This is a genomic window from Micromonospora musae (assembly GCF_003626635.1).
GTDB lineage: Bacteria > Actinomycetota > Actinomycetes > Mycobacteriales > Micromonosporaceae > Micromonospora > Micromonospora musae.
Genome location: NZ_RAZT01000026.1, coordinates 1 through 24,299 on the forward strand (window position 1 = coordinate 1; position 24,299 = coordinate 24,299).

Annotated in this window: 20 protein-coding genes and 1 pseudogene; 13 read left to right on the top strand and 8 right to left on the bottom strand. The window is 73.6% G+C overall.

The annotated features are described in order from the left end of the window. Positions 1 to 239 precede the first annotated feature (239 nt). Both D7044_RS31795 and D7044_RS31800 read right to left on the bottom strand, forming a co-directional pair. On the bottom strand, positions 240 to 908 hold the full coding sequence (locus tag D7044_RS31795; RefSeq protein ID WP_411711015.1) for a potassium channel family protein: 669 nt from the start codon (positions 906 to 908) through the stop codon (positions 240 to 242). Beyond that, positions 898 to 2,232 carry a TrkH family potassium uptake protein gene (locus D7044_RS31800; protein ID WP_120691096.1) on the bottom strand — a complete coding sequence of 445 codons (1,335 nt, stop codon included), beginning with the start codon at positions 2,230 to 2,232 and terminating at the stop codon, positions 898 to 900. Before D7044_RS31800 ends, D7044_RS31795 begins: the two co-directional genes overlap by 11 nt. Before the next feature lie 140 nt (positions 2,233 to 2,372). Here D7044_RS31800 and D7044_RS31805 point away from each other — a divergent pair, with 140 nt between their 5' ends. From D7044_RS31805 to D7044_RS31835, 7 genes are all read left to right on the top strand, one after another. Beyond that, positions 2,373 to 3,527, top strand: coding sequence for a glycerophosphodiester phosphodiesterase (locus D7044_RS31805; RefSeq protein ID WP_120691097.1), 1,155 nt, complete (start codon positions 2,373 to 2,375; stop codon positions 3,525 to 3,527). Between the two features lie 337 nt (positions 3,528 to 3,864). After that, positions 3,865 to 5,064, top strand: a complete 1,200-nt coding sequence (locus D7044_RS31810) for a substrate-binding domain-containing protein (protein ID WP_120691098.1) — start codon at positions 3,865 to 3,867, stop codon at positions 5,062 to 5,064. Between the two features lie 4 nt (positions 5,065 to 5,068). Further along, entirely contained in the window at positions 5,069 to 5,812 is a 744-nt protein-coding gene (locus tag D7044_RS31815; RefSeq protein WP_120691099.1) for an ABC transporter ATP-binding protein, read from the top strand. Then, positions 5,812 to 6,576, top strand: a complete 765-nt coding sequence (locus D7044_RS31820) for an ABC transporter ATP-binding protein (protein ID WP_199716856.1) — start codon at positions 5,812 to 5,814, stop codon at positions 6,574 to 6,576. Before D7044_RS31815 ends, D7044_RS31820 begins: the two co-directional genes overlap by 1 nt. Continuing rightward, a complete protein-coding gene (locus D7044_RS31825; RefSeq protein ID WP_120691101.1) occupies positions 6,576 to 7,466 on the top strand; it encodes a branched-chain amino acid ABC transporter permease in 891 nt (296 codons plus the stop codon). The genes D7044_RS31820 and D7044_RS31825 overlap by 1 nt, the downstream gene beginning before the upstream one ends. Then, entirely contained in the window at positions 7,463 to 8,596 is a 1,134-nt protein-coding gene (locus tag D7044_RS31830; RefSeq protein WP_120680555.1) for a branched-chain amino acid ABC transporter permease, read from the top strand. The genes D7044_RS31825 and D7044_RS31830 overlap by 4 nt, the downstream gene beginning before the upstream one ends. Before the next feature lie 92 nt (positions 8,597 to 8,688). Next, a complete protein-coding gene (locus D7044_RS31835; RefSeq protein WP_120680557.1) occupies positions 8,689 to 9,435 on the top strand; it encodes an SDR family NAD(P)-dependent oxidoreductase in 747 nt (248 codons plus the stop codon). A 74-nt stretch (positions 9,436 to 9,509) separates the two neighbouring features. Here the strand turns inward: D7044_RS31835 and D7044_RS31840 are convergent, their stop codons facing one another. Continuing rightward, positions 9,510 to 10,328, bottom strand: a complete 819-nt coding sequence (locus tag D7044_RS31840; protein WP_120691102.1) for a hypothetical protein — start codon at positions 10,326 to 10,328, stop codon at positions 9,510 to 9,512. A 163-nt stretch (positions 10,329 to 10,491) separates the two neighbouring features. Between D7044_RS31840 and D7044_RS31845 the strand changes: the two genes are divergently transcribed. The 4 genes from D7044_RS31845 to D7044_RS31860 all read left to right on the top strand — a co-directional run bounded on the left by D7044_RS31845 (position 10,492) and on the right by D7044_RS31860 (position 15,823). Further along, on the top strand, positions 10,492 to 12,327 hold the full coding sequence (locus D7044_RS31845) for an AfsR/SARP family transcriptional regulator (protein WP_120691103.1): 1,836 nt from the start codon (positions 10,492 to 10,494) through the stop codon (positions 12,325 to 12,327). A gap of 57 nt (positions 12,328 to 12,384) precedes the next feature. Beyond that, positions 12,385 to 14,568, top strand: a complete 2,184-nt coding sequence (locus D7044_RS31850) for a RecQ family ATP-dependent DNA helicase (protein WP_120680560.1) — start codon at positions 12,385 to 12,387, stop codon at positions 14,566 to 14,568. A gap of 111 nt (positions 14,569 to 14,679) precedes the next feature. Next, the gene (locus D7044_RS31855) at positions 14,680 to 14,904 is read left to right on the top strand and encodes a heavy-metal-associated domain-containing protein (protein ID WP_120680561.1); all 225 of its coding nucleotides are present in this window, start codon (positions 14,680 to 14,682) and stop codon (positions 14,902 to 14,904) included. Beyond that, positions 14,897 to 15,823, top strand: a complete 927-nt coding sequence (locus D7044_RS31860; RefSeq protein WP_120691104.1) for a hypothetical protein — start codon at positions 14,897 to 14,899, stop codon at positions 15,821 to 15,823. Before D7044_RS31855 ends, D7044_RS31860 begins: the two co-directional genes overlap by 8 nt. Before the next feature lie 404 nt (positions 15,824 to 16,227). On the opposite strand, the gene D7044_RS31865 is transcribed toward D7044_RS31860, so the two are convergent. The 3 genes from D7044_RS31865 to D7044_RS31875 form a co-directional block, all read right to left on the bottom strand. Beyond that, on the bottom strand, positions 16,228 to 16,644 hold the full coding sequence (locus tag D7044_RS31865; protein WP_120680565.1) for a helix-turn-helix domain-containing protein: 417 nt from the start codon (positions 16,642 to 16,644) through the stop codon (positions 16,228 to 16,230). A gap of 203 nt (positions 16,645 to 16,847) precedes the next feature. Then, positions 16,848 to 18,038 carry a class I SAM-dependent methyltransferase gene (locus D7044_RS31870; protein ID WP_120691105.1) on the bottom strand — a complete coding sequence of 397 codons (1,191 nt, stop codon included), beginning with the start codon at positions 18,036 to 18,038 and terminating at the stop codon, positions 16,848 to 16,850. Positions 18,039 to 18,250: 212 nt separating this feature from the next. Then, complete coding sequence (locus tag D7044_RS31875) at positions 18,251 to 19,894, bottom strand: DEAD/DEAH box helicase (protein ID WP_120691106.1); 1,644 nt, start codon at positions 19,892 to 19,894, stop codon at positions 18,251 to 18,253. A 328-nt stretch (positions 19,895 to 20,222) separates the two neighbouring features. Between D7044_RS31875 and D7044_RS31880 the strand changes: the two genes are divergently transcribed. Next, positions 20,223 to 20,876 carry a ferritin-like fold-containing protein gene (locus tag D7044_RS31880; RefSeq protein ID WP_120680571.1) on the top strand — a complete coding sequence of 218 codons (654 nt, stop codon included), beginning with the start codon at positions 20,223 to 20,225 and terminating at the stop codon, positions 20,874 to 20,876. Between the two features lie 74 nt (positions 20,877 to 20,950). Here D7044_RS31880 and D7044_RS31885 read toward each other — a convergent pair whose 3' ends face one another. Beyond that, the gene (locus tag D7044_RS31885) at positions 20,951 to 21,178 is read right to left on the bottom strand and encodes a DUF3107 domain-containing protein (RefSeq protein ID WP_120680573.1); all 228 of its coding nucleotides are present in this window, start codon (positions 21,176 to 21,178) and stop codon (positions 20,951 to 20,953) included. A 123-nt stretch (positions 21,179 to 21,301) separates the two neighbouring features. Beyond that, positions 21,302 to 21,940, bottom strand: a complete 639-nt coding sequence (locus D7044_RS31890) for a TetR/AcrR family transcriptional regulator (RefSeq protein ID WP_120680574.1) — start codon at positions 21,938 to 21,940, stop codon at positions 21,302 to 21,304. A 148-nt stretch (positions 21,941 to 22,088) separates the two neighbouring features. On the opposite strand from D7044_RS31890, the pseudogene D7044_RS33355 reads away from it, so the two are divergent. Further along, a pseudogene (locus D7044_RS33355) lies at positions 22,089 to 24,299 on the top strand (hypothetical protein); the annotation flags it as partial.

Genomic DNA, 24,299 nt, shown 5'->3' on the forward strand with positions numbered 1-24,299 from the left:
TGGAAACGGCCCCGCCGGGCATCCGAAGCCCGACAAGCCCGACAAGCCCCCCAAGGGCAAGCCCCCCAAGAAGTAACCCCACCCCACCCCACCCCACCCCCGCCCGCCCCCGCCCCCGCCCCCGCTCACCCGCCCAAGATCCACGCACTTTCTCGGAAAGAGTGGGCATCCGGGCGCGAATGGCCACTCTTTCCGAGAAAGTGCGCACGCCGGAGCGCCCGCGCCCCGGCGGCAGGGGGTTAGGGGAGGTCGGCGAAGCGTTGGAGTTGGTCCAGGTTGCCCTCGACCACTAGGACGCTCTCCGGCCTGAGCACGGTGGAGTCCGAGGCGTACTCGAAGGGCTTGCCGGGGTGCTTGGCGCCGAGCACGCGTACGCCGTGGTGCTCGATCGGTCGTACCTGCGAGAGGGGTTTTCCCGCCAGGGCCTGCGGCACGCGCACCTTCGCGATGGCGAAGTCGTGGCCGAACTCGATGAAGTCGAGCATCCGGGTGACGATCAGGTGCGCCACCCGCTCACCGGTCTCCGCCTCGGGAAAGATCACGTGGTGCGCCCCGACCGAGTTGAGGATCTTCGCGTGCTTACCGGAGGTGGCGCGCGCCCAGACCTGTGACACGCCCAGCTCCACCAGGGCCAGCACGGTGAGCACGCTCGCCTCGAGCGACGCGCCGATCGCCACCACGACGCGGTGGAAGTCGGTGATGCCCACCTGACGCAGCGCGTCCTCGTCGGTGGCGTCGGCCTGTACGACCCGGTCGAGCTGGTCCGACCAGCGTTGCACGAGGTCGGGGTTGCGGTCGATGGCGAGGACCTCGTGGCCGAGCCGGATCAGCGAGCCGGCCAGTTGACCACCGAACCGTCCCAACCCGACCACCGCGACGCCGCCGATCTCGCTGTCCCTATCCGACAATGGGTTGCTCCTCTGGATAGCGGTAGAGCCGTCGCCGGGTGTTCAGGGCGATCGCCGACCCGAGGGTGAGCGGTCCGACTCGGCCGATGTACATCAGCACGACGAGGGCGAGCTGACCGCTCTCGGGCAGCGTCGGGGCGATCCCGACGGAGAGCCCGGTGGTGGTGAACGCGGAGGTCACCTCGAAGAGCGTCTGCAGGGCCCGGGTGTTCTCGGTCATCAGGATCAGCGTGACCGTGCCGATGGCGAGCAGCACGACGCTGATCAGGACCAGCGTGATCGCCTGCCGCTGGCTGGCGTTCGCCACCCGGCGGCGGCCGATGGTCACGTCCGGCTCGCCCCGGATCTCCGCCCAGATGACGAAGGCGAGCAGGAAGAAGGTCGCCACCTTGATGCCGCCGGCGGTGCTGGCGCTGCCGCCGCCGATGAACATGAGCGCGATCATCAACGGGTAGGTCTCCTCGTCGAGCGCGTCGGTGGGGACGACGTTGAATCCGCCCGTACGGATGAAGGCGTCCTGGGTGAACGCGGCGAGCAGCTTGTCGGGCCAGCCGAAGGGGCCGAGGGTGCGCGGGTTGGCCCACTCGGCGAGCAGCAGGCCGAGGAAGCCGACCAGGAGCAGCGCGACGCTGCCCCAGACGGTGAGTTTGGTGGCGACCGCCCAGCGGGAGGGTTGCCGCCACTCGCGTACCGCTTCGAAGAGCGCCGGGAAGCCGAGGCCGCCGATGATCGCGCCGAGGGCGAGCGGCAGCGTGATCCATCCGTCCCTGGCGAAGCCGGCCAGGTTGTCCGAGTAGAGCGCGAACCCGCCGTTGTTGAAGCCCTGGACGGCGTGGAAGACGCCGTGCCAGAGCGCCCGCCCGAACGGATATTCGTAGCTGAGTTGGAAGCGGAGGGTGAGGATCACGGTGATCACCGCCTCGCAGACCAGCGCGGTCGCGGCGATACGCAGCAGCAGCCGCCGCACGTCTCCGAAGCCGAACTCCTGGGTCTCGGCCTGCACCAGCAGCCGGTTCCGAAGCCCGAGCTGCCGCGCCACGAGGAGGATGACCAGGGTCGCGCCGGTGACGATCCCGATTCCGCCGATCTGGGTGAGCACCGTGATCATGGCCAGCCCGAACGGGTTCCAGTAGTCGGGCGTGTCGACCACCGCCATGCCGGTCACGGAGACCGCGGAGGTGGCGGTGAAGAGCGCGGTCACGAAGGGTGTGTACCGGTGCTCGTTGGTCGCCCAGGGCAGCATCAGCAGGCCGGTGCCGAGCAGGATCGTCGCCAGGAAGCCGAACGGCACCAGCCGTACGGGGTGACGGAGAAACCGGCGCACCAGACAATCTTCCTTTTCCGCCGGAACCGGGGAGGCCGAACCGGCGATCCGGAGATTCACCCGCCCGTCAGGCGTCGACCAACTGCCGGTCAATCGCAGGCGGTCTGCTGAGCAGGTTCCCTCGACGGCAGGAGGCCTCGATGCGACGTACCGTTCCCACCGGCGGCGTGGCGGGCGCGCTGCTCACCGCCGCCGTGGCCGGGCCGACCGTCGCCGCGCCGGCCGCGCCGGCTGAGTCGACCGCGCCGGCTGAGTCGACCGAGTCGACCGCGGAGCGTACGTCGGCCCGGGCGAGCGACCGTCCGATCGTGATCGCCCACCGGGGCGCCAGCGGCTACCGGCCCGAGCACACCCTGGAGTCGTACCGCCTCGCCATCCGGATGGGCGCCGACTTCATCGAGCCCGACCTGGTCACCACCCGGGACGGCGTGCTCGTCGCTCGACACGAGAACGAGATCTCGGGTACCACCGACGTGGCCGCCCACCCGGAGTTCGCCGGCCGGCGCACGACGAAGACCATCGACGGCGTGTCGGTGACCGGCTGGTTCACCGAGGACTTCACCCTGGCGGAGCTGAAGACGCTGCGCGCCGAGGAGCGGCTGTCGCAGGTCCGGGTCACCAACACCGCGTACGACGGCCGGTTCGAGGTGCCGACCCTCCAGGAGATCATCGACCTCGCCCGAGCCGAGGGGCAGGCGCGGGGCCGGACCATCGGTATCTACCCGGAGACGAAGCACCCCAGCTACTTCGCCTCGATCGGGCTGCCCCTGGAGAAGCCGCTGGTGGCGGTGCTCCAGGAGAACGGGCTGACCCGGAAGAGCTCGCCGGTCGTCGTCCAGTCCTTCGAGACCGCGAACCTGCGCGAACTCAGCCGCCTGATCGACGTACGGCTCATCCAGCTGCTCGACGCCGCGGGCCGCCCGTACGACTTCACCGCCGCCGGGGACGCGCGCACCTACCAGGACCTGGCGAGCCCGGCCGGGCTGAAGTGGATCGCCCGCTACGCCGACGGCATCGGCCCGAACAAGAACCTCGTCGTGCCCCGCGACGCGGCCGGCAACCTGCTCGCCCCGACCGACCTCGTACGGGACGCGCACCGGGCGGGGCTCGTCGTGCACGCCTGGACGTTCCGGGCCGAGAACCAGTTCCTGCCGGCGGACTTCCGCATCGGCGCCGACCCGAACGCGCGCGGCGACATCACCAGCGAGTACGAGCTCTTCTTCCGCCTCGGCCTGGACGGGGTCTTCGCCGACCAGCCGGATACCGCCGTCGCCGCCCGCGCCGGTCTCGCCTGACCTTCGCCGGCACGCGACTTCAAGGAAGTCGGGACATCAAGGGGTACTCGACACCCCGACTTCCCTGGAGGCGAGTCGATCTTGCGCGCGGGTCGGGGCGGCCGGACCGTGACGGGGGTGGTGGTCGATGGCCGGTACCGACACATGCGGTACGGCGGAGCCGGCGACCGCCGCCATCGCGGTGCGGTCTCCGGGTGGGCGAAAACGGCCCGCTGTAAGGCCCGGCCACCCCGCTCCGGTTACTTGTGTGTATCGACCACATAGCTCGTGGGTGACGTCACTTCTAGCGTGAGCCGACAATGAGTTCCCTCCCTCCGAGTCCTCACGTGGAGTCGTAATGACGGTCCGGACGACGCGGCGGGTGTTCCTCTCCGCCGCCACGATGGTGGCCGCGGCCCTGGCCGCCACGGCCTGTGGCAGCCCGCAGGACACCGCCTCCGGCGGCGGCGACAGCGCCGCCCCGGTCAAGGTTGGCCTGGTGTACTCCCAGTCGGGTGCCCTGGCCAGCTACGGGAAGCAGTACATCGAGGGTTTCAAGGCCGGTCTCGACTTCGCCACCAAGGGCACCAACAAGGTCGGCGACCGGGCCATCGAGATCACCGAGGCCGACGACGCCGGTGACCCGGCGAAGGCGGTCTCCGCGGCGAAGGACCTGATCGGCAAGGGCACCAAGATCATTGCCGGCTCCACCGCCTCCGGCGTGGCGCTCCAGGTCGCCCCGATCGCGGCCCAGAACAAGGTCCTCTTCATCTCCGGGCCGGCCGCGACCGACGCGGTGACCGGCGCGAACAAGTACACGTTCCGCTCCGGGCGGCAGTCGTACCAGGACGTGGTGACCGCGAAGTCGTTCATCGGCGACCCGACCGGCAAGAAGGTCGTGGTGTTCGCCCAGGACGGCGCCTTCGGCGACGCCAACGAGGCGGCCGTGAAGACCGTCATCGGCGGTGCCGGCGCGACCGTCAGCAGCGTCCGCGCCCCGGCCAGCGCCACCGAGTTCACCCCGTTCGCCAGCCAGATCAAGGCCGCCAAGCCGGACCTGCTCTTCGTCGCGTGGGCCGGCACCACCGCCCCCGCGATGTGGCAGACCCTCGACCAGCAGGGCGTCCTGTCGTCCACCACCGTCGTCACCGGTCTGGACATCCGCGCCTCCTGGCCCACCTTCGGCGCGGCCGGCAGCAAGATCTCCTTCCTGTCGCACTACTTCGACGGAGCCAGCGACACCGAGGCCGCCAAGGCGCTCAAGGCCGAGGTCGGCACCGTCGACCTGTTCCACCCCGACGGCTTCGCCGCCGCCCAGATGGTGGTCCGGGCCGTGCAGGAGGGCGGGGACGACGTCGACAAGATGGTGACGGCCCTGGAGGGCTGGAGCTTCGACGGGATCAAGGGCGAGATGTCGATCCGCGCCGAGGACCACGCCCTGCTCCAGCCGATGTACCAGGCGAAGCTGACCGGCAGCGGCACCGAGTTCACGGCGTCCGCCCAGAAGAGCCTCACCGGTGACGAGACCGCGCCACCGGCCGTGGCCATGAAGGGCTGACCTGATGCTCGCCACCCGCGGTCTGACCTGGCGGATCGGCGAGGTCGCCATCGTCGACGGCGTCTACCTCGACCTGGCGCCCGGGGAGTTCCTCGGCGTCATCGGGCCCAACGGCGCCGGCAAGACCTCGCTCTTCAACCTGATCACCGGCCTGCGCCGGGCCACGGACGGTCGGGTCCTCCTCGACGGGAAGGACATCACCGACCTTCCGCCGCACCGGCGCGCCCGGCTCGGGCTCGGCCGTACCTTTCAGGCGTCGTCGGTCTTCGGCTCGCTCAGCGTCCGGGAGAACGTCCGGCTCGCCGTGCAGGCGCACCGCGGGGGCTCGATGAAGCTGTGGCGGCGGGCGGCGGCCGACCGGGAGGTGGCCGCCGCCGCCGACGCGGCGCTCGACCGGGTCGGCCTCGCCCACCGGGGTACGGCGCTCGCCGGCACCCTGGCCCACGGCGAGAAGCGGAAGCTGGAGATCGCCCTGCTGCTCGCCGGTGAGCCCCGGGTGATGCTGCTCGACGAGCCGATGGCCGGGGTCAGCGCCGAGGACGTCCCGGAGTTGGTCGCGGTGATCCGCTCGCTGACCGGGGAGAGCGGCCGGTCGGTGCTCATGGTGGAGCACCACATGGACGTGATCCTGGAGCTGGCCGACCGGATCGCCGTGATGCACCACGGGGCGCTGCTCGCCTGCGACACCCCGGAGACGGTGATGGCCAACGCCACCGTCCAGGAGGCGTACCTGGGGGAGTCGCTCTGATGGAACCCGTGCTGACCGTGGAGAACCTGTCGGTCCGGATCGCCGGACTGCACATCCTCCAGGGGGTGTCCTTCCCGGTCGCCCCGACGGGCGTGACCGTGCTGCTCGGCCGCAACGGCGTCGGCAAGACCACCACGCTGCGCGCCATCGTCGGGTTGACGCCGCGCAACGGTGAGGTGCGCGGCACGATCCGGATGGGGGCGCAGAGCCTGCTCGCCCGCCCCACCTACCGGCTGGTCCGCAGCGGGCTCGGCTACGTGCCGGAGGACCGCTGCGTCTTCGCCGGCCTGACCGTGGCGGAGAACCTGCGGCTCGCCGAACGGCGGGGCGCCGAGGCCGCGTACGACCGGGTCTTCGCGCTCTTCCCCGAGCTGGAGCGGCGCGCGCGGCAGCGGGCCGGTTCGCTCTCCGGCGGGCAGCAGCAGATGCTCGCGATCGGTCGGGTGCTGCTCAACGAGAACCGCCTGCTGCTGATCGACGAGCCGACCAAGGGGCTGGCGCCGAAGGTGGTGACCGAGGTGACCGAGGTGCTGGAACGGGTCGCCGAGTCGATGCCGGTGCTGCTCGTCGAACAGAACCTCGCCGTGGTGCGACGGCTCGCCAAGGACGCCGTGGTGCTCGCCGCCGGCCAGGTCGCCTGGGCCGGCGACGCGCAGGAGCTGCTGCTGGAGACGGCGCTGACCAAGTCGCTGCTCGGCGTCGGCACCGGCGAGCCGCACCGCGGACCGGAGCAGGCCGCCGCGACGGGGAAGGACGCGAACTGATGGGCACCGTGATCCTGCTGACGCTGACCGGCCTCGGCCTGGCGGCGCTCTACTTCCTGGTCGCCTCCGGGCTCTCCCTGGTCTTCGGCCTCGCCGACGTGCTCAACTTCGCGCACGGGCTCTTCCTCGGCGTCGGCGCGTACGCCACCTGGTGGGCGGCGGGGAACCTGCCCGGCGCCGGGCCGGACGGCTTCGGCTTCGTGCTCGCGGTCGCCTTCGGGGTGGCCGCCGGCACGCTGGTGGCGGTCCTCGTCGAGCTGGTGCTGATCCGTCCGCTCTACTCACGCACCATCGAACAGGTGCTCGTCACGGTCGGCCTCTCGCTGGCCGGGGTGGCGCTGCTCCAGGCCACCTGGGGCGCGGACGCGCGTCCGTTCCCGCGTCCCGAGTGGACGCGCGGGGTGACCGGGATCCTCGGCGCGCAGGTGCCCAACGGCGGCCTGCTGCTGATCATCGCCGCGGTGCTGGTGCTCGGCGCGCTGCTCGCCTTCCTCCAGTGGACCCGCTACGGCCTGGTGATCCGCGCCGGGGTGGAGAACCGGGAGATGGTCACCGCGCTCGGCATCGACGTACGCAAGGCGTTCACCCTCGTCTTCGCGATCGGTGGCGCGGCCGCCGCGCTGGCCGGCGCGCTCGGCGGGGTCTACTTCGGCACCGTCTCGCCCGGGCAGGGCAGCTCACTGCTGATCTTCGCGTTCATCGTGGTGGTCATCGGCGGCATGGGTTCGGTGCTCGGCTCCGCGTACGCGGCGGTCGCGGTCGGCCTGCTGCAACAGTTCGTCAACTACTACGGCACGTCCGGCCTCGGCGACATCTGCGTGGTCGGCCTGCTCGCCGCGGTGCTGCTGCTGCGCCCGCAGGGCATCGCCGGAAGGGTGGCAACGGCATGACCGAGGTGAAGAGCCCCGAGGTACCGGCGCCGCCCGCCGCGGTGCCCGCCGAGTTGACCCCGCAGCCGGGCCGGTGGCACCGGGTACGCCCGTACCTGCCGCTGGTCGCGCTGCTGGTCGCGGCGATCCTGCCGTACTCGACGCTGCAACTGCCCGGCATCTTCGAAGGGCCGTTGAACTCGCCCGGCACCCTGCAACTGCTCGCCATCTGCCTGATCTTCGGCGGGCTGGCCGCCGGGTACGACCTGCTCTTCGGGCGGACCGGCATGCTCTCCTTCGGGCACGCGCTCTACTTCGCGGCCGGGGTCTACGGCACCGACATCCTGGTCACCCGGGCCGGGCTGCCGCTCTGGCAGGCCGCGCTGCTCACCATCACCGGAGGGGCCATCCTCGCCGCGCTGCTCGGTGCGGTGGCGCTGCGTACGGTCGGCATCGCTTTCGCCATGGTGACGCTGGCTTTCGCACAGGTCGGGGCGATCCTGGTGGCGCGGGACTTCGGCGGGCTGACCGGCGGCGAGGAGGGGTTGCCGCTGGACGTCTCCGGCCTGCCCGACGCGCTGGTCGGGGTGACCAACACGGTGAACCTCTACTGGCTGGCACTGGCGTACCTGGCCGTGGTGGTGTTCGTGGTGCACCGGGTGAGCGGGTCGCCGACCGGTCGGGTGCTCGCCGGGCTGCGCGACGACGAGCGGCGCATCGGCGTGCTCGGCCTCGACCCGTACCGCTACAAGCTGGTGGCGTTCACGCTTGCCGGCGGTCTCGCGGCGGCCGGGGGCGTGGTCTACTGCCTGATCGTCGGCGGCGCGTCGCCGCACATCACGTCCTCGGAGCTGACCCTGTCGCTGCTGGTCATGGTGGTGCTCGGCGGGCCGGGCACCCGCTGGGGACCGGTGCTCGGCGGCATTCTCTACATGTACCTGGATCACCGGCTCACCGCGTTCGGCACCTCCGACGCGGTGGACTCGTTGCCCGCGGTGCTGAGCCGGCCGCTCTCCCAGCCGCTCTTCGTGCTGGGCACCATCTTCATCCTGGCCGTCTACTTCTTCCCCGGCGGCCTCGCCGGCCTGACCTCCCGGTTGACCCTGCTGCGCCGATCCCTCCGCCTCCCCACCCCCCGTTCGCCGCGTTGATCATGGGGTTATCGGCACGACACGCAGTACCGCCCACCGATAACTTCATGATCGACGGCGCACTGCCGGGGACGCGGACGCGGGGAGGGCACATGGACGCACGGTTGGCTGTGGTCAGTGGAGGCGGGACCGGGATCGGCGCGGCGGTCGCCCGGGCGTTCGCCCTGGACGGGTACGACGTGGTGATCGCCGGTCGGCGTGCGGAGGTGCTCGACGACACGGCCACGCGGCTCGACACCGAGTGCGGTCGAGCGGGCGCGGTCCGGGCGGTGACCGCCGACCTCATCGACCCCGACCAGGTCGCCCGCCTCGTCGAGACCCTCGACGGCCGTACGGTCGACGTGCTCGTCAACAACGCGGGGGGCTACCTGGCCCGGCGGGCCGACACGCTCGCCGGTGCCGCCGCGTTCTGGCGGTCCAACCTCGACGCGAACGTGCTGACCGCCGTGCTGCTCACCGAGGCGCTGCTCCCCACGCTCCGCCGCCCGGGCGGGCGGGTCATCCTGCTCGGCTCGATCGCCGCCCAGCGCGGTGGCGGCGGGCCGTACTCGGCGGCGAAGGCGGCGCTGCACGGCTGGGCGTACGACCTCGCCGCGCAGCTCGGCCCGGAGCAGATCACGGTCAACGTGGTCAGCCCCGGCTACGTCGCGGAGACCGAGTTCTTCGGCGACACGATGACGCCGGAAGGCCACGCGCGGCGGGTCGCCGCCACCCTGGTCGGGCGAGCCGGCGAACCGGCCGAGGTGGCCGAGGCGGTGCGCTACCTCGCGAGCCCCGCGGCCGGCTACGTCACCGGCCAGGTGCTCGGGGTCAACGGCGGGTCCGTGCTCGGCCGCTGACCGGGGGAACCGACGGCAGGGGAGGCGGCGCGGCTTTCCGTGTGGCCGCCCCGCCTCCCCTTTGCCGTGATCGGTCAGCCGTTCAGCAGCTCGTACGCCGCTGCCGGAGCGTCCTGCGCCGCGCTACCCGCCGGAGCGGTGACCTTCGGCGCGCTGCCGTAGTCGCGGTACTGCACGAGGTACTCGTACGCCTTCTGCGACCCGGCGGCCGGTACCTGCATGGTGAACGAGGCGAGGTTGCCGTCCGGGCCGACCTGCGCCGTGAACGGCACCGCCGCCGCCTTCCCGGCCAAAGCTGCCATCTCCTCGTCCGCGAGCACCTTGGCGGCCTCGCCCGAGGTGAGGTCGATGGTGCCGGCGTACCGGCCGCCGTCCTGCTCCTCGACCTTCGTGGCCGCCTCGATCAGCGGGCCGGCGTTGCCCACGTCCGCGCCCTCGTAGACCGGTGCGCTCTCGGCGTCGGAGATCCGGTCCCGCTCCAGCCGCAGCCACCGGTCCGGCAGCTTCGGGAAGCCGGTGAGGCCCTTCGTGTTGCTGAACTTCACCTTCATCCAGGTCTGCTCGGTGACGATCCGGAAGGAGATCGTCGTCGTGAAGCCCAGGTCGGCGTCCTTCACCGCGGTGCTGATCTCGGTGCCCTTCCCGGCCGGGTCGACCAGACCGGAGATCGTCCCGGACGAGTCCTTTCCGGAGAAGCGGAAGGTCCCTTCCGTACCGTCCGGTACGGCGGCGAGCAGCGCCTCCTTGGGGGTGGGCGCGGCGCTGGGCTCTCCCGGCTCGGCCGCCTGATCCGTCCCGGGTACACACCCGGTGGCAAGGGCGGACAAGGCCAGGGCGGCGCTCGTCGCGGCGGCCCGACGGAGGAGTCCGGCGGTACGGGTGCGCTGAGTCATCGTGGTTCTCTTTCTCACGTTCCGGCAGTTGCCGATGACGATGCTGGGGGCCGCCGCTGCGGAACCGCTGCCGCTATGCTGCCGACGGGCTGCCGGTGCTGCGGTCCGGCTGTCGTGCGGCTGCCGCCGACGCGCGTGGGGGTCGTCAGGAGCGGGAATTCGCATGTCAGGAACGCTGCGCTTTGAGGTTCTCGGCCCTCAGCGAGCCTGGTACGGCGACCGGGAACTCGATACCGGCCCGGGCAAGCAGCGCGCCGTGCTGGCGGTCCTCCTGCTCTCCCCGGGCCGACCGGTGCCCACCGGACAGATCGTCGACGCGGTGTGGCCGGAGGATTCGCCCGCGCACGGGCCGAACGTCGTGCAGAAGTACGTCGCCGGTCTGCGTCGGGTGCTGGAGCCGGACCGTTCCCCGCGTACACCGGGTCAGGTGCTGACCCTGACCGACGCGGGCTATCTACTGCGGGTACCGCCGACGTCGGTCGACGCGGTGGTGTTCGAGCGCGAGGTGCACCGGGCCCGGCGGTTGCGTTCGGAGGGTCGCGACGCCGAAGCGGTGGCCGTGCTGCGGTCGGCGCTGGAGTCCTGGCGCGGTGAGCCGTTCGCCGGGCTGCCCGGTCCGCTCTTCGATTCGGCCCGGCACCGGCTGGTGGAGCTGCGGGCCGCGGCCCTGGAGACGCGCGCCGAGATCGAGCTCGACCTCGGCCGGCACCGGGAGCTGGTCGGCGAGCTGGTGGAGTTGACGGCCGAATTCCCGTTGCGCGGGGGGCTCCGGCACCAGCTCATGCTGGCCCTTCATCGCAGCGGCAGGCAGGCCGAAGCCCTCGCCGTCTACCGCGAGTACGCGGACCTGCTCCGCGAGGAGTTCGGCATAGAGCCCGACGACGGGCTCCAGAACCTGCACCGGCGCATCCTCCAGTCCGATCCGACGCTCATGCCCGCCACGGGAGCGGTGCCGGTTCCCACCCCACCGGCCGTTCCCGGATCACCCGAACCCGTCGCACCGCCGGCCGCGCAGCCACCGCCGCCGGCCGCACAAGCGCCGGCACCGGCGGCGCCCGTCGCTTCGCCGGTCGGCCCGACCGTGTCACCGGTCCCGGCGGAAGCCGACGCGGCTCTGCCCGCCACCCCGTTCGAGCTGCCGTCCGGCCCGCAGACAGCGGCGACGCCCCCTGCGGCACCGCCGGTCGCCGCGCCGTCGGCCGACGGGGCGCCTTTCCCGACGTACCTCCCGCCACCACCCCTGCCCTCGTCGTTCGCGGCGCCGATGTCGGCCGACAGCAGGGCGCGGCCGGCGATCACGACGCCTCGCTGGGTCAGCGCGACCGCCACCGTCGTGGGAACCCTCCTCGTCCTGCTCTCCTTCGGTTTCCTCACCTGGCTGGTGATCCTGGCGTACGCGGCATGGCGGCGCAGCTGGCGTCTCGCGCTCGCCGGGGTCGGCTACCTGGCGCTGGTCGTCACCGAGGTGTCCCTGCTCGACATCGAGAACCCCGAGGCCGAGCCGCCGATGGCCAAGGCGACTCTCTTCATCGGGCTGGCGGCGATCAGTCTCTTCGTCGGGGCGGCACACGTGATCGTCCTGAACCGTGGGGTCTGGGCGACGCTCACCGGAGGCCCGGGCAGCGCCAGAGGCCGGGCCGGGGAGGAGCGCCGGATCCGGCGGGAACACTCCCGCTACCTGCTCTACCACTACCCGGCGGCGCGGGCGGAGTTGCGGATCGGGCGGCCGGACCTGCCCCGGACCTTCGACGACGGTGGCCTGATCGACGTCAACTCCGTACCTGAGCAGATCCTCGCCCGGCTGCCCGGCCTGACCGTCGAGCAGTGCCGGCACCTGGCCGTGGATCGCTGGCTGCGCGGCCCGTACGTCTCGATCGAGGAGTTCGCGGGCCGCTGCATGCTTCCGCCGAACGTCACCGAACCCCTCCGCGACCTGCTCGTCTTCCTGCCACCGATCGCGGTGCCCAGCTCGGAGCCGGCGCGGCCGCCCGGCTCGTGACCATCACCTCCGGCGACGGCGCGTGGCGCTGTCGGGCTTCGCTGGTAGAAATGCCGGATGAGCCAGGATCGGGCGGCGATGCGGGAGCGGGCCGAGGCGGTGCTGCGGCGGTTGGCCGGCGAGCACGCCCGGCTCCGCGAGGACCAGTGGCGGGCCATCGAGGCGCTGGTGGTCGAGAGGCGTCGGGTGCTCTGCGTCCAGCGCACCGGCTGGGGCAAGTCGGCGGTCTACTTCGTGGCGACCGCCCTGCTGCGCGAGCGTGACCGGGCGGCGACCGCCGACGGCGCGCCGGCGGGTGGGGAGCGCCCGAGCGACGCCGTCGGCCCGACGGTGATCGTGTCGCCGCTGCTGGCGCTGATGCGCAACCAGGTGGAGTCCGCGGCGCGGGCCGGAATCCGGGCCCGGACGATCAACTCCGCCAACCTCGACGAGTGGGACGAGATCACCGGCGAGATCCACGCGGGCGCGGTGGACGTGCTGCTGATCAGCCCCGAGCGGCTCAACAATCCGGACTTCCGGGACGGTGTGCTGCCGAAGCTGGCCGCCACCACGGGTCTGCTCGTGGTGGACGAGGCGCACTGCGTCTCCGACTGGGGGCACGACTTCCGGCCGGACTACCGCCGGCTGCGGACCTTCCTCGGCAACCTGCCGCCGGGCACGCCGGTGCTGGCCACCACGGCGACCGCCAACGCGCGGGTCACGACCGACGTCGCCGAGCAGCTCAGCACGGGTGACGGCAGCGACGCCCTGGTGCTGCGCGGCACGCTCGACCGGGAGTCGCTGCGCCTGGGCGTCCTCGACCTGCCCAGCCCGGCACACCGGCTGGCCTGGCTCGCCGACCACCTCGACCGGCTGCCCGGTTCGGGCATCGTCTACACACTGACCGTGGCGGCAGCGGGGGAGGCCGCCGAGTTCCTGCGCAGCCGGGGCTACCCGGTCGCCGCGTACACGGGACAGTCCGACGACGCCGACCGCCGCGCCGCCGAGCAGGACCTGCTCGACAACAAGATCAAGGCGTTGATCGCCACGAGCGCGCTGGGCATGGGCTTCGACAAACCCGACCTCGGCTTCGTGGTGCACCTCGGCGCGCCCCCTTCGCCGATCGCGTACTACCAGCAGGTCGGCCGGGCCGGCCGGGCCGTGGAGCACGCCGAGGTGCTGCTCCTGCCGGGCGTGGAGGACGCCGCGATCTGGCGTTACTTCGCCTCGCTCGCCTTCCCGCCCGAGGAGCAGGTGCGGTCCGTGCTGGCCGCCCTGCACACCGACCGGCCGCTCTCCACCCAGGCCCTGGAGCCCCTGGTCGACCTGCGCCGGGCACGGCTGGAGCTGATGCTCAAGGTGCTCGACGTCGACGGCGCGGTCCGCCGGGTCCGCGGCGGCTGGCTGGCCACCGGCGAACCCTGGGTCTACGACGAGGCCCGGTTGCGGCGCGTCGCCGCCGCCCGCACCGCCGAGCAGCAGGCCATGCGGGAGTACGCGGCCACGTCCGGCTGCCGGATGCGCTACCTGCGGGAGTGCCTGGACGACGCCGGGGCGACCGACTGCGGCCGATGCGACCGCTGCGCCGAGCCGCTCTTCGGCGCGGAGGTCTCACCGGCCGCGTTGAGCGCCGCGCAGACCTTCCTCGGCCGGCCCGGCGTGGAGCTTCCGCCGAAGAAGCTCTGGCCGACCGGGCTGGCGGCGGTCGGCGTACCGCTCAAGGGACGGATCGCCCCCGGGGAGCAGGCGTTGCCGGGGCGGGCCGTGGGCCGCCTCTCCGACCTCGGCTGGGGTGGCCGGCTGCGTGAGCTGGTCGGCCCGGAGGCGGCCGACGTTCCGGTTCCGGACGACGTGGCCGCCGCCGTGGTCGAGGTGCTCAAGGCGTGGGCGCACGGCGACGATCCCTGGCCGTGCCGCCCGGTCGGGGTGGTCGCCGCGGGTTCCCGGAGCCGCGCCCGGCTGGTCGGCTCGCTCGCCGAGCGGGTCGCCACGGTCGGCCGGCTGCCGCTGCTCGGCCAGCTGCCACCGGCCGCGTCGCCGGCCGGCGCGGCCCGGGGCAACAGCGCCCAGCGGGTACGCGCGCTGCACGACGCCTTCACGGTGCCCGACGAACTGGCCGCCGCGCTCGCCGGCCTGGACGGGCCGGTGCTCCTCATCGACGATCTGGTCGACTCGGGCTGGACCGTCACGCTGCTCGCGCGGGCGTTGCGGCGCGCCGGTGCCCCGGACGTGCTGCCGCTCGCGCTGGCGGTCGCCGGTTGACCCAGTCGGGAGTGACGCGGGAGAAGTTCCCGGGGGCGCGGAGGTGCGACGGTCACCACGCCACCGGTACACCGACCGGTCGCGGACCCGCTCGGCGGTACCGTGGGCGCCATGGATGAGCAGGCTGTCACGCGTACGTACGCCGTCACCGGCATGACCTGCGAGCACTGCGTACGGGCGGTCACCGACGAGCTCGCGGCGTTGTCCGGCGTCCGTGAGGTCCGGGTCGACCTGGCCGCCGGCACCGCCACCGTCACCAGCGCCGACCCGCTCTCCGACGAGTCGGTGCGCGCGGCCCTCGACGAGGCCGGCTACGAGCTTGGCTCCGGTGCCTGACCGGGTCTCCGCGGCACCCGACCGCGGCACGCTCCGGCTGGCGCTGTCGGTCGGCGGGCTGGTGCTCGCCGTCCTGCTCGGCTTCGGTCTGGGCCGGCTCAACTCCGCCGACACCCCCACGGCGGTGGGCCTGGAGACCACCGACCACACGCACCCGCCCGGCACCGCGCCGCACGACCACGGCACCGTCGCCGGGGCGGGCCAGGCGGCGGACGCCGAGGCCGGCGGCCTGGCGGTCAGCGCGGCCGGTTACACGCTCGCCCCGCTCACCACCGGGTTCACCCCCGGTCGGGAGGGGCAGCTCCGCTTCCAGATCCACAACGCGCAGCGCAAACCGGTCACCCGCTTCGCGATCGTGCACGACAAGCCGATGCACCTCATCGTGGTACGCCGTGACCTCAGCGGTTTCCAGCACCTGCATCCGACGATGGCCCCGGACGGCACCTGGTCCGTACCCCTCACCCTGCCGGAGGCGGGCACCTGGCGGGCGTACGCCGACTTCACCGTCGTGGCCGACGACGGTACGCAGGCGGCGCTGACCCTCGGCGTCGACCTGGCCGTGCCCGGCGGTTACCAGCCGCACCCGCTGCCGGCCGCCGCCACCTCGACGACGGTCGGCGGGTTCACCGTCGACTACCAGGGCACGCCGCAGGCGGGCGCCACCGTGCCGTTGACATTCCGGATCGCCGCCGAAGGCGCCCCCGCCGCACTGGAGCGCTACCTCGCGGCGTACGGCCACCTGGTGGCGCTGCGCGAGGGGGACCTCGGGTACCTGCACGTGCATCCCGAGCCGCAGCTGGTCGACGGGGCGGTGCGCTTCTGGCTGACCGCGCCCGGCCCGGGCCGCTACCGGCTCTATCTGGACTTCCAGGTCGCCGGCGTGGTGCGTACTGCGGAGTTCACCGTCGTCGTGCCGTGACGCGGGCCGTGCGGCTACGGCGTGCGCCGCGCCCGTGCAGCTACAGCGCGGGCCGTGCGGCTACGGCGTGGCGCCTCGCGGGTGCAGCTGCGACGCGGGCCGTGCGGGCGCGGGTGTAGCGCCAACACGGGGCCCGGTGCGGCTCGGCGGGCCGGCGGTGCAGATGAAGCGCGGCGGGCCCGCGATGCGGATGTGGCACGGCGAGCCGGCGGTGCCCATGTGACGTCGCCGGCCGGGTGGTGCCGATGTGGCTCGGCGGGCCGGCGGCGCAGATGGGGCGCGGGCGAGCCGCCGGTGCCGATGTGGCGCGGCGGGCGGCGGTGCGGGTGTGGCGGGCCGGGCGAGTCTCAGGCCGGCCCTCCGGCGAACCGTCGGGGCCGGCGTCGTTCGTCAGCGCGGCGTCGTCAGCCGGCTCGGCGGATCGGGCGGCGCGCCAGGTAGCGCAGCAGGTCGCGGATGTGGTGCTTCTCCTCGAGCGGCACGGCCGGGTCGGCGAGCCGGTCCAGGATCACGCGGACGTCCGCCTCGACCGGGCCCTCCTCGCCGCGGCGACGTGGGGCCGGGCCGGCGTCCGGCAGGCCGAGGGCGCGGAACGCCGCGGCGACCGGTAGCTCCAGCGCGGAACAGAAGCCCCGGACCTTGGCCAGCTCGGGGTAGTCCTGCCAGTCGCCGGCGAGCCAGCGGAAGACGGTGGACCGGCCGACGCCGGTGTGGGCGGCGAGTTCCGTGACCGTCCACCCCCGCTCGTCGCGAGCGTCATCGATGGCTCGGCGCACGAACCGTGCGAAGGCCATCTGCGGTGAAACCTCTGCGGAACGCATCCTTGCGGTTCTTCCCTCTCGAGGTGGAACACCGGATGTCGCGTCCGAGCGTAGTACCGGACGGCCCCGAAACAATTGACTGACCGCACAAAAGGTCCCGTCGACGGGACCTTTTGTGCCGGGCTTCCGGACGAAAGCGGACAGAGGTGCCGATCGTTGTGGTCGGCGGGGCCGAGGTGGACCGCCGTCGCCGACCGCGCCGGCTAGCGGGCGGCGGCCGGAGCGGACGCGGACGGGGTGCCCGAACCGTCCTCAGTGGCCAGAAGGGCCTCCAGCCGCGGGGTGACCCGCCACTGATCGACCAGTTCCCGGTAGTCGCGCCGCTGCTCGTCGGTCGGCGCGGCACCGCTGCGTCGGGCCCGGATGAGCAGGTTGCGTGGCGTGTGCCGGGAGTCGACGAACTCCACCACCTCCGTGCGGTAGCCGTGCAGCCGGAGCAGCCCGGCCCGCAGCGCGTCGGTGAGCACGTCCGCGAACCGTTCGCGCAGGATGCCCTGCCGGGTCAGCAGCTCGTACGGGGTCGGAGCCGGTCGCGCCCGCAGCTGCGCGGCGACGTCGTGGTGGCAGCACGGCGCGGCGAGCACCCAGCGGGCATCCCAACGCACCGCCCGGGCCAGCGCCTCGTCGGTGGCGGTGTCGCAGGCGTGCAGCGCCAACACCAGGTCCGGTGCCGGATCGACCACCGCCTCGGCGATCGTGCCGGCCACGAAACGGACCCGGTCGCCCCACCCCATCCGCTCGGCCAGCTCGGTGTTGCGCAGCCGCTGGTCCTCCCGGACGTCGACGCCGACCAGCTCCACGTCGAGCCCACGAGCCGAGAGATACCGGTACGCCGCGAAGGTCAGGTATGCGTTGCCGCAGCCGAGATCCACCACGCGCAGGGGACCGGTCAGCTCGTCGGGCAGGGTCGCCGCGAGCGCCCGGAGGAAGGCGTCGACCTGGCGGCGCTTCGCCGCCGAGCCGCCGATCTCCGCGAAGATCGGGTCGCCCGGGTCCAGCAGGTACTCCTTCGCGCGGTCGTTGCCGGTGGGCTCGGCGGTCGGCCGGGTCGCCCTCGCCCGGTGCACCTGGGCGTCGCCGGACTTGGTGACCCGCAGCTGGAGCGTCGTGTCGGCGGTCTCCACGTGCCAGTTGCCGAACGGCTCGGCGAGCAGCGCGTCGACCGCCTCGGCCGCCTCCCGGCCCGGTGCGACGTTACGGGTGTAGGGGCGGGCGCCGTCGGAGGTGGCGATCTGCAGCCGAGGCCCCGCCTTGAGGGTCACCGGGCGCAGCTCCGCCCGTACGACAGTGGGGCGCGGCCCCCGGCGGCGTCCGGCGGCGACGGCGCGGGTCAGCGCGGGGTCGAGCAGCAGTGCCCGCACCTCGCCCAGCGCGGCATCCAGCGATTCAGCCATCCCTCAATCCTCTCCCCACCCCATCCCACCCGCCCAACCGCGCCCGCCCCACAGGGACCTGTTCACGGAAAGAGTGGCTGTTCCGCGTCGGATGCCCACTCTTTCCGTGAAAGCGTGCCCGGGGGCCGCGGCGCGGGGAGGTGGGGGTGGGGTGGGTGGAGATGGGGACGTCCCCCGGCCCGGGTGGGCGGGGGACGTCCTGGCGTTCTGCGTCAGTCGGCGGTGGTCGCCTCGGCGGTGGCGGCCCCGGCGGCGCTGCCACCGGAGCGGCGACGCCGACGGCGGCGCGGCTTCGGCGCCGTTGCCGCCTCACCCTCGGTGCCGGACGATGCCGGCTCGGCGGTGCCGCCGTCCGTGATCACCGCGGTCGTCTCGCCCTCCGCGACCACCTCGCCGGCCCGGCGGCGACGCCGGCGGCGCGGGGTCTTGCCGCCCTCGGCGGTGTCGCTCTCGACCGGCGTGGCCGAGTCCGGCCCCGACTCGCCACGGCCGCGGCCACGACCCCCGCTACGACGACCACGGGCGCCGTCTCCGCGGCGGGACCGGCCACCGCCGAGGTCCTCCTCGACCTCGGCCGAGAGCCCGGCCCGGGTCCGCTCGGCGGTCGGCAGCGTGCCGCTCACGTCGGGGGAGATGTGCAGGTCGGTGTAGAGGTGCGGCGAGGTGTGGTACGTCTCCGGCGGTTCCGGCATGTCGAGCCCGAGGGTCTTGTCGATGATCCGCCAGCGCGGCACGTCGTCCCAGTCGACGAAGGTCACCGCGACACCGCTCGCCCCGGCCCGGCCGGTACGACCGATCCGGTGGGTGTACGTGTCCTGGTCCTCGGGGCAGTCGTAGTTGATGACGTGGGTGACCCCGCTGACGTCGATGCCCCGGGCGGCCACGTCGGTGGCGACCAGAGTGTCGATCTTGCCGGCGCGGAACGCCCGCAGTGCCCGCTCGCGTGCCCCCTGCCCGAGGTCGCCGTGCACGGCGGCCACCGCGAAGCCGCGGAAGTCGAGGTCCTCGGCGACCCGGTCGGCGGCCCGCTTCGTACGCGTGAAGATCATTGTGAGCCCGCGCGACTCCGCCTGGAGGATCCGCGCCACGATCTCGACCTTGTTGAGGGAGTGGGTGCGGTAGACCAGCTGCTCGGTCTGCGGCGACGGCCCGGTCTCGGCGGTGTGCCCGGCGTGGATGGTCACGGGGTGGCGCAGGAAGCGCCGGGAGAGCGTGACGATCGGATCCGGCATGGTGGCCGAGAAGAGCATGGTCTGCCGGTCGTCGGGGAGCATCGCCAGGATCTTCTCGACGTCGTCGAGGAAGCCGAGGTCGAGCATCCGGTCGGCCTCGTCGAGCACGAGCGCGCGTACCCGGTCCAGCCGGAGGTGCTTCTGCTTGGCCAGGTCGAGCAGGCGGCCCGGCGTGCCGACGAGGATCTCGACGCCCTTGCGCAGCGTCTCGATCTGCGGCTCGTACGCCACGCCGCCGTAGATCGGCAGGACCCGGACGCCCCGGGTGCTGCCCGCCATGGCGAGATCCTTCGCGACCTGGAGGCCCAGCTCACGGGTGGGGACGACGACCAGCGCCTGCGGCGTGCCGTCGCCACCCTCGCCCGGGGCGAAGACCCGCTCGAGCAGCGGGACGCCGAAGCCGAGGGTCTTGCCGGTGCCGGTGGGTGCCTGGCCGATCAGGTCGGTGCCGCGCATCGCGATCGGCAGCGCGTACTGCTGGATGGCGAAGGCGTTGGTGATGCCGCCCGCGGCCAGCGCGTCGACGGTCTCCTGGCGCGCGCCCAGCTCGGCGAAGGTCGGTGCTACCGGTGTGGTGGGGGTCGGAACGCGACTCCCCGTGCTGTCCTGCGTGAATTCGCTCATCTGGATGTGGGGGTGCCCTCTCGTGGGTGCGCCCCGTCATCTCCGCAGGGCGCGTTCGGTCTGGCGCGGGCCACACGGTCGGGGGCACATCGCCGAGCCGGACCGGGCCGCACGCGCGCCGGGGGCCTGAGTTAGATCAGATCGGCGCCCACGGCAACTGTTCCATACTACCTGAACCGACAGGGTGACGTCCTGATTCCAGGTCTCGGCCGATCCACCGGGTGGACGATCTGTGGCCGAGTTCACACGTGCGGGGCTCGGGTCGCCGCGCCCGGACGGCCGGGTCGCGGGGCCACGCCGCGGCCCTTCCGGGCGGTAACCTGCGCTCGTGTCCGCCCCGACCGCCCCCGCGTTCGCCGTCGCCGACCTGCTCGGCCTGGTGGCCCTCGGCGAGCTGCTCGCCTTCGAGCGGATGGCCGCCGACGCCCGGCTCGCCCCCGACTTGCGTCGCCGGGCCGCGCTGGGCGAGATGGCCGCGGCGGAGGTCGCCAACTACCGACGCCTCGCCGACCGGCTCACCGCACTCGGGGTGGTGCCGCAGGACGCCATGGCGCCGTACGTGGAGGCGGTGCAGGCGTACCACGACTCGACCGAACCGCGCGACTGGGCGGAGGCGGTGACCAAGGCGTACGTCGGCGACGCGATCACCGACGACTTCCTCCGCGAGGCCGCGGCCGCGCTGGACGAGCCGGACCGGCAACTCGTACTCGACGTGCTGCACGAGTCCCGGTACGCCGACTTCGCCGCCGCGGAGATCCGGATCGCGATCGACGCCGACCCGCGGGTGGCGCACCGGCTCTCGATGTGGGCGCGGCGGCTGGTCGGCGAGGCGCTCTCCCAGGCCAGCCGGGTCGCCGCCGCCGACCGGGGCGCGCTCACCGCGCTGATCGCGCAGGGGGAGCGGGTGAACGTCGAGGCGCTGCTCCGGCAGCTGACCGCCGCGCACACCGCGCGGATGACCGCCGCCGGCCTGAACAACTGAGCCCCGGGCCGAGGTGGCCCGGGGCTACGGTCCGGTGTCCGCGGCGGGCGAGCCGTCGCGGACCCCGTCTGCGCCTAGCGGACGGTGAACCCGACCGCTCGCGGGGACGCCTCGGCGATCTCGACGTAGGCGACCTTGTCGACCGGCACGATCACGCGCCGGCCCTTCTCGTCGGTCAGGGACAGCGTGCCGCTGTTATTGGCGATGGCGTCGGTCACGATCTGCTCGATCTCGGCCGGCGCCTGCGCGCTCTCCAGAACCAGCTCGCGCGGCGCGTACTGCACGCCGATCTTGACCTCCACGGTGCCTCCTCAACTGGGGCGAAAGAGCCGCCGTGGGGAAGGCTATCCGATCTCGGCCGTGGCGGTCAGGCTGACTCACCCTGCCGCCGGTCAGCGAGTGGATCCGGATCCGCCCAAGGCCGGTCAGGCCGACTCGTCCTTGAGCGGGAAGCTGGCGATGCCCCGCCAGGAGAGGGCGGCCACCAGCGCCTCGGCCTCCGCCTTCGGCACCTGCCGCCCGCCCGCCAGCCAGAACTGCGCCGCGGTCTCGGCCGCGCCGACCAGACCGGACGCGAGCAGCTCGGCGTGCGCGCGGCTCACCCCGGTGTCCGAGATGATTGTGTCGGTGATCGCCGCGATGCAGCCCTGCTCGACCCGCTCGACGCGCTGCCGCACGGCCGGGTCGTTACGCAGGTCCGACTCGAAGACCAGCCGGAACGCCTCGCTCTCGTGGTCGACGAAGTCGAAGTACGCCCGCACCGAGGCGCCGACCCGCTCCTTGTTGTCGTCGGTGCTGCGCATCGCCTCCTGCACCTTGGCCACGATCGCGTCGCAGTGCGTGTCCAGCAGCGCCAGGTACAGCTCCATCTTGCCGGGGAAGTGCTGGTAGAGCACCGGCTTGGAGACCCCTGCCCGCTCGGCGATGTCGTCCATCGCGGCCGCGTGGTAGCCCTGGGCGACGAACACCTCCTGGGCCGCGGCGAGCAGCTGCTTACGACGCGCGGAGCGCGGCAGCCGGGTGGGCCGGCCGGCGGTCTGCGCACCGTTCCCCACAGCGGTCATGGGAACCTCCGAGTTTCTCCGTACGGGCCGACATGTTTACCCCGAACCAATCGGGCTCGATCACCCGTCGCGGAATTGGCCCGCCGCTGTAACTTATCGCCACTGTCACCACACGGTAGCCTCAGCGGGGGCGACCAAGGAGCGCGCGGTGAGTGAAGCAGGTCAACCCGGTGCCGCCACCCCGGGAGAGCACGGTGACGGGACGGGTCAGCAGGATCCTTCCCGCTCCACCAGCGGATGGGCGCCCCCGGCGACCGCTTGGCACGCCTCCGGCGAACCGGGCGCGTCCGGCGAGCCGGCGCGCTGGGTACCCGATCCGGCCTCCGGCTGGGCCGCCTCCTCGCCCCGCCACGGCGACCTCCCGGCGCCGGTCACCGGCCTCCCCGACGACCCCGAGCCCCCGGCGCGGGTGAACGGGCACCACGCCAACGGGGTCTCCTACTCGCCGGACGAGGCGTCCGCGAGCCGCCGGGCGCCGGTGAGCGCCCCACCCGTCGACGAGGACCGACGCGATCACGGCAGTGAGCGCCTGGTGGTGCCCGCCCAGCGTCCCGCGCCCGCGGCGGAGCAGGCGTACGGCCCGACCGAGCCGGAGCCGGGCCCCGCGCGGCACGGCTCCGAGGAGGCGCCGGGAACCCGGCCCCACTGGGCCGAGCCGGGACGGCCGACCTCGGCGCCGCCGGCCGTCCAGGTCCCGCCGGTCGGCACCGCGCCGTCCGGCTTCGAGGTGCCCCCGGGCTTCCAGGCACCCACCGTCGACGGCCCCGCAGCCGAGGAGCAGCAGCCCGAGCAGCACGGCTGGGCCGACGGGTATCCTCCCGCCGCCGAGCCGGGCCCGGCGCAGTCGTGGGCACCCGCCGAGCCGTCGGCCGGCGAGCCCGACTGGTCCGGTCCCAGCTGGAACCGGCCGAGCTGGGGATCCGCCTGGGCCCCGTCGTGGTCGCGGCAGGACGAGGAACCGGCCCACCGGCGCTCCCGGGAGGGCGACGAGGCAAGCGCAGACCGGGTCGGCGAGTCCGACGTTTCGTCGGGCCAGCCGGCCGAGGCCGGCGAGCCGGTCGGGCGTCGCGGCCGGGAGGACGACGAGTCGGTCGGCCGCCGCCAGCACGCGCCCGCCGGACAGCTGGATCGCGGGGCCGGCGAGCCGGTGCCGCGCCAGGACGCCGACGCGTCGACCGCGCGGGCGGGCCACGACGCCGACGAGTCGGCCGGGCGGCGAGCGTGGGAGCAGAGCGCACCGGCCTGGGCGGAGCAGCATCGGCCGTACGAGCCGGTCCGGGCGGAGCCGGGCCGCCCCTACGAGCCGGTCCGCGCCGAGCCGTCCCAGCCCTACGACGTCACCCGTGCCGGGTCCGAGCCCGGCCGCGCCGCCGAGGCGGCACGCCCGGCCTGGGCCGCGGAGCGTACGCCGCCCGCACCGGCCGACGCGCCGCCGGAGCCCACCTCGCCGCCGGTGGAGCGGCCCGCGTGGGCCGGCGAGCGGCGAGTGCCCGGGTCCGGGCAGTCCGGCTCTCCGGTGGCAGCCGAGCGGCCCGCGTGGGCCGGCGAGCGGCGAGTGCCCGGGTCCGAGCAGTCCGGCTCTCCGGCGGTGGAGCGGCCCGCCTGGGCCGCCGGATCCGAGGCGAACAGCACGCAATCCGGGCCGCCGGCCGGCGCGCCACCGGTGGCACCCGCCGCCGCGCCGTCCGCTCCGGCCGTTCCCGGGCGGCCCGCCTGGGCGGGCGGGTCCGGGGAGTCCCCGTCCGACCGGCCGTCCTGGGCCGCCGCCCGCCCCACGAGCGTCCCGCCGGTGGTACGCGAGGCGAGCCCGACCGATCGCCCCGAGCCGACGCCGCGCCGTGCCGCCGAGGCCTTCCGCCGCCGCCCGCTCGACGCGGACGCGGCGAACCGGACGCCGCCGGAGACCCCGGCCGCCGGCCGCCACCTGCCTGACCCGGCGCCGGGCGTGACCCGGGAAGCATCCACCCCGCCCGGTCCCGCCGCCTCCGCCACGAGCGGAGCCGGTCGCCACGACCACGCCCCCGCCACGCCCGCCGCGATGGGCGGGCCTGGATACGCGGCCCGCCGATCCGCACCCGACCCGGCGCCCACGGCCGACCAGCCCGTCGGCCGGCCGCCGGACCCGACGTCGGCGGTGCTGCCGCAGCGCGTCCCCGCCGAGCCGGACGTGCCCGTCGTGCCGGAGCCGCCAGCCGTGGAGCCACCCGCCGAGACTCCGCAACTCGCCCGCATCGCCACCCACCTGCGTCGTGACGACGAGCCCGCGACGCCCCAGGAACGCCCCGAGGGGTTCGACGTCAACGCGATCCTCGGCGCGGTACGGGAGGTGGCGGGCGTCCGCGACGCGTCGCTGCGGCGT

Bases quoted from the DNA above. Each gene is read 5' to 3' on its own strand.
- D7044_RS31805 (WP_120691097.1), top strand. From the start codon at position 2,373: ATGCGACGTACCGTTCCCACCGGCGGCGTGGCGGGCGCGCTGCTCACC.
- D7044_RS31810 (WP_120691098.1), top strand. From the start codon at position 3,865: ATGACGGTCCGGACGACGCGGCGGGTGTTCCTCTCCGCCGCCACGATG.
- D7044_RS31815 (WP_120691099.1), top strand. From the start codon at position 5,069: ATGCTCGCCACCCGCGGTCTGACCTGGCGGATCGGCGAGGTCGCCATC.
- D7044_RS31820 (WP_199716856.1), top strand. From the start codon at position 5,812: ATGGAACCCGTGCTGACCGTGGAGAACCTGTCGGTCCGGATCGCCGGA.
- D7044_RS31825 (WP_120691101.1), top strand. From the start codon at position 6,576: ATGGGCACCGTGATCCTGCTGACGCTGACCGGCCTCGGCCTGGCGGCG.
- D7044_RS31830 (WP_120680555.1), top strand. From the start codon at position 7,463: ATGACCGAGGTGAAGAGCCCCGAGGTACCGGCGCCGCCCGCCGCGGTG.
- D7044_RS31835 (WP_120680557.1), top strand. From the start codon at position 8,689: ATGGACGCACGGTTGGCTGTGGTCAGTGGAGGCGGGACCGGGATCGGC.
- D7044_RS31840 (WP_120691102.1), bottom strand. From the start codon at position 10,328: ATGACTCAGCGCACCCGTACCGCCGGACTCCTCCGTCGGGCCGCCGCG.
- D7044_RS31845 (WP_120691103.1), top strand. From the start codon at position 10,492: ATGTCAGGAACGCTGCGCTTTGAGGTTCTCGGCCCTCAGCGAGCCTGG.
- D7044_RS31850 (WP_120680560.1), top strand. From the start codon at position 12,385: ATGAGCCAGGATCGGGCGGCGATGCGGGAGCGGGCCGAGGCGGTGCTG.
- D7044_RS31855 (WP_120680561.1), top strand. From the start codon at position 14,680: ATGGATGAGCAGGCTGTCACGCGTACGTACGCCGTCACCGGCATGACC.
- D7044_RS31865 (WP_120680565.1), bottom strand. From the start codon at position 16,644: ATGCGTTCCGCAGAGGTTTCACCGCAGATGGCCTTCGCACGGTTCGTG.
- D7044_RS31870 (WP_120691105.1), bottom strand. From the start codon at position 18,038: ATGGCTGAATCGCTGGATGCCGCGCTGGGCGAGGTGCGGGCACTGCTG.
- D7044_RS31875 (WP_120691106.1), bottom strand. From the start codon at position 19,894: ATGAGCGAATTCACGCAGGACAGCACGGGGAGTCGCGTTCCGACCCCC.
- D7044_RS31890 (WP_120680574.1), bottom strand. From the start codon at position 21,940: ATGACCGCTGTGGGGAACGGTGCGCAGACCGCCGGCCGGCCCACCCGG.